The organism is Zooshikella ganghwensis DSM 15267 (assembly GCF_000428585.1).
In the GTDB taxonomy this organism is placed as follows: domain Bacteria; phylum Pseudomonadota; class Gammaproteobacteria; order Pseudomonadales; family Zooshikellaceae; genus Zooshikella; species Zooshikella ganghwensis.
Window position 1 is genome coordinate 1 of sequence record NZ_AUAF01000274.1, and the last position, 3,372, is coordinate 3,372.

At 36.3% G+C, this 3,372-nt stretch carries 2 protein-coding genes; both read right to left on the reverse strand.

The window, feature by feature from the left end:
• Positions 1–76: 76 nt before the first annotated feature.
• On the reverse strand, positions 77–358 hold the full coding sequence (locus F607_RS0125730; RefSeq protein WP_027710309.1) for a transporter substrate-binding domain-containing protein: 282 nt from the start codon (positions 356–358) through the stop codon (positions 77–79).
• A gap of 318 nt (positions 359–676) precedes the next feature.
• On the reverse strand, positions 677–2,911 hold the full coding sequence (locus F607_RS31935; RefSeq protein ID WP_051311840.1) for a leukocidin family pore-forming toxin: 2,235 nt from the start codon (positions 2,909–2,911) through the stop codon (positions 677–679).
• Positions 2,912–3,372 lie beyond the last annotated feature (461 nt).

Sequence of the window (3,372 nt, forward strand, 5' to 3'; positions counted from 1 at the left end):
TAGCAAAATCGATCAGCACGCCTATGCGTTAAAGTCACTACTCGGTGGTGGTTTCGAGAATATTTGCACCTAAAACTCAAACGCTTTGGGTATATGATGCTGTAGCAACTGCATCAAACTCACCTTGTTTTGCCTGATCAAGGCAGCGTTTCCAGGGAAGTGCTTTAAAGTTGGGTTGGTATCCCAGGTTATTAAGTGCTTTGCCTATTATGTCAACATGTATACCTGCGGGAACATCTTCTTTTACTAAGGTGAAGGGATACCAAAAGTTATTGTCCGTGCAAATATTTATCTTTTTATCCGCTAATAAATTACCGGATAATAATATTCCTATGAATAGCAAGAAGATTTTGTTCATACTGACTGCCCAATTATAGAATGAATAGTTGTTAACTTAGTGTATTCATGTTTCTATAATTGATTTTAGCTTAAATATACTCAATACGAATGATTTCTAGGTTTTGTTATCTTCACACCTCACCCCAATCACCTATTGATATAGGCTCATGAGGCTTCGTCACTCGATGGCCGAACTAAAAAAAATTCGTATTGGGTATATTAAAACAGTATTCGTGAAGCTATATGGAAATGCATACTAAAGCTAAAACCTCAACTAATAAATACTTAAGATAGTATAAGTCAGTTGAGGTTTTAATACTTTAGGCTGAGGATGAGATTATAGTCTGGCTTCTATCAATACTCCCTCGTAGCTTGTGTTTGCATGAACCTCAATATAATAGGTCGCGCCTTTTTCTGGATTTGGAATAATGATTTGCTCATGATTACCCGCATTTGTTGATTTATAATCTGTTGGGTGATCATGCCAAGGCCAAGATCCATTGTTGATATACAAGTCGGCGTTTCCACTGCCACCATGTAAGCTTACTTCAAGCTGGTTTCCTTTATAGTCATAGGGTACTTGAACAAAAAATGATTGATAGCCCGTTGAAGAAAGATTTTTTACTGGTTCACATGGCACTAACTCGTATGAGCTACTGGTATTGCGAGAGAATGACTCATTACAATAGGTACTGAGTGTAGGCTGTGAAGTTTGGTTTTGCCGCTTTAAAGAAAATACATTAGTAAATGCAGTGATTGTTTTGCTATTGCTTGATGATGAAGAATTACTTCCTAAGTAAAGTTCTTTAGTGGATATATTATGTGATAGTACTTTGTCATTTGCGTTATTCACAAGCTGCTTATCTTTCCATGTCCACCGTTGGCTCAAACGTGAGTCACATGTAGTGAGTCGGTGTAAGCTATGACCATCTAAACAAAGTGACGTATTTGATGTACTAACATAGCGCCCTAGTGAGTCAAAAATGAATGATTGGGCTGTGCTATCTAAGTCACATTGTTCTGTTTGCACAAAGCCTGCTGTATCCAGTGCGATACATGTATTATTAAAGCCTGCTAGTTGTAAATTAACAGGATAGCCTCCTAGAAAAACAGGGTGTTCCCAATCCACATCAAAGCTTTTAGTAATACTTATTTCTTTATTTTCAACGTGGACGGGTTTATACGAGGCATGAGAGCCAACGACATAATAATGTTTATATGCAGAAGCATAAACCGCTCGCATTAATACTGACGATGTCACATCAATGGTTGTAGAACCTGTAGCTGAAGGTGATGCTTTATAAATAATATCGAAATTTGGGGTAAAACTAGAATAGCCTATAGATCGGATTCTAGTTTTGTCAATTGGATATGAAACATCCCAAAGTGCATTTGTCCATTTACTAAATAATGACTTTGGTGTTGCATATTGTTCACGCTCCCATTTAAAGCTGACTTCATTATTACTTGGGTTCGATTTCTTCACCGCGTAGTCTTGCGTGTTGAAAGAAAGCCAACGACTTTGAGAGTATTTATACGAAGCTTCTAGTTTAGCTTGAGGGTTATGCCCAGCTTTCCACTCTGAGCCACCGGTTACACCAATTTCAAAGCTGGAAATATGACGTTGGGTAAAGTTTGCATTTAGGTTGGTGGTTGGGAATGTTTTTAGTATGACAGCTTTATCATCGTGTGCTTTTACGGTGAAATTATAATATTGTGCGTAGACATCGGTGCTCCAATCATTCATAAAGGCGTCTAAAGTGACATAACCTGCTTTATTCTTCCTATGGTCAAGTTTATCATTTAGATGAATACCAACCCCTGCAGACTGCTCATCAAGTGATATCCTTACGATTTTGGCATCCGGTGTGTCTAAACCTGAAGCACCGTATTTTAGCGAACGTTGCCAGGTTATACGATAGACGAGTGAAATATTCGCATTATCACAAAAAACTTCGTTTCCTCTATCCCACAGGTGGGATCGTTTAAACGTGCATTCTTCATCAGCAATAGGTCTGAATACATTGATATAAAACGATACATTTGGGGGGGCTTTTTTATCGTCTGAGACCGTAGATTCTTTGGATGGGTTTGTTGTTACATCTCTCGCAACACGTTTTCTTGAGGCGTGTGAGTTATTTAATAGTTGATTGGTTAACTGGGAAAAAAGTGTACTGTTTGCTGAGTTAAAAGGTGTATAGAGGAGTTTTCCTTTATAGCTACTAATCAAAAGCATATCCTCTTGGTAAACTATACCAAAGAGTTTTTTTACTTTTTTATGATTCAGGTGTTCTCCATTTTGACTGATGCTCTGAGTGAAATCAATCCAATAAATAGTGTTATTTTCTAATATATCATTCTCTATTATTTTAAAATTTTTATAATCTATTTTTTCTTCAGTGGTTGAAGAGAAATTAATGTATTTAACTTGGTTGTTTAAAGTTGTATTTTGCAGTATTAAGGTCGCGGATGGAGAGTAATTATGCTGATTATAGCTATTATTATAGCTAAAACAGGTAGAGGCTAAACTACCGAGTGCACAGCATAACATGAATTTATTAAATTTCTTCATAGCTGGCTTGTCCTGATTTGTTTTTTTTTTGTAATTAAATTAAGCCACGCTTTTTAATTTATTTATAATACTAAAGAGTTATAAGAAAAATTTCACGTTTAGGTTGGTAAGTATATCATATAAATAGGTTGTATATTTTGTTGTGAACAGTATTGAATTTTAATGTTTTTGAATGGGTTTTAAATGGTTTTTCCAGTCTATTAATAGCCTGTTTATGAAATTAATGATTCTTACTATTAGTGAACGTGGTTTGTTAGTTATGTTTTGTGAGGTATGTCACAGCATTCTTGGGTGAAAAATATAATTGCTTTAACATATACCCAAAACGAAGGGTTTTTATACCCCAAGGGCACGACCGTCAAGCAGTGAAGCCCCTGGGCAAGTTTACTGCTGTGAAACTTGCGGTAGCCACTTTAATTGATATAACAGCGCTGCTGGGCGGTTATATTAATAAGTGACTG

Coding starts and splice junctions, on each gene's coding strand:
- F607_RS0125730 (WP_027710309.1), bottom strand. CDS start 358: ATGAACAAAATCTTCTTGCTATTCATAGGAATATTATTATCCGGTAAT.
- F607_RS31935 (WP_051311840.1), bottom strand. CDS start 2,911: ATGAAGAAATTTAATAAATTCATGTTATGCTGTGCACTCGGTAGTTTA.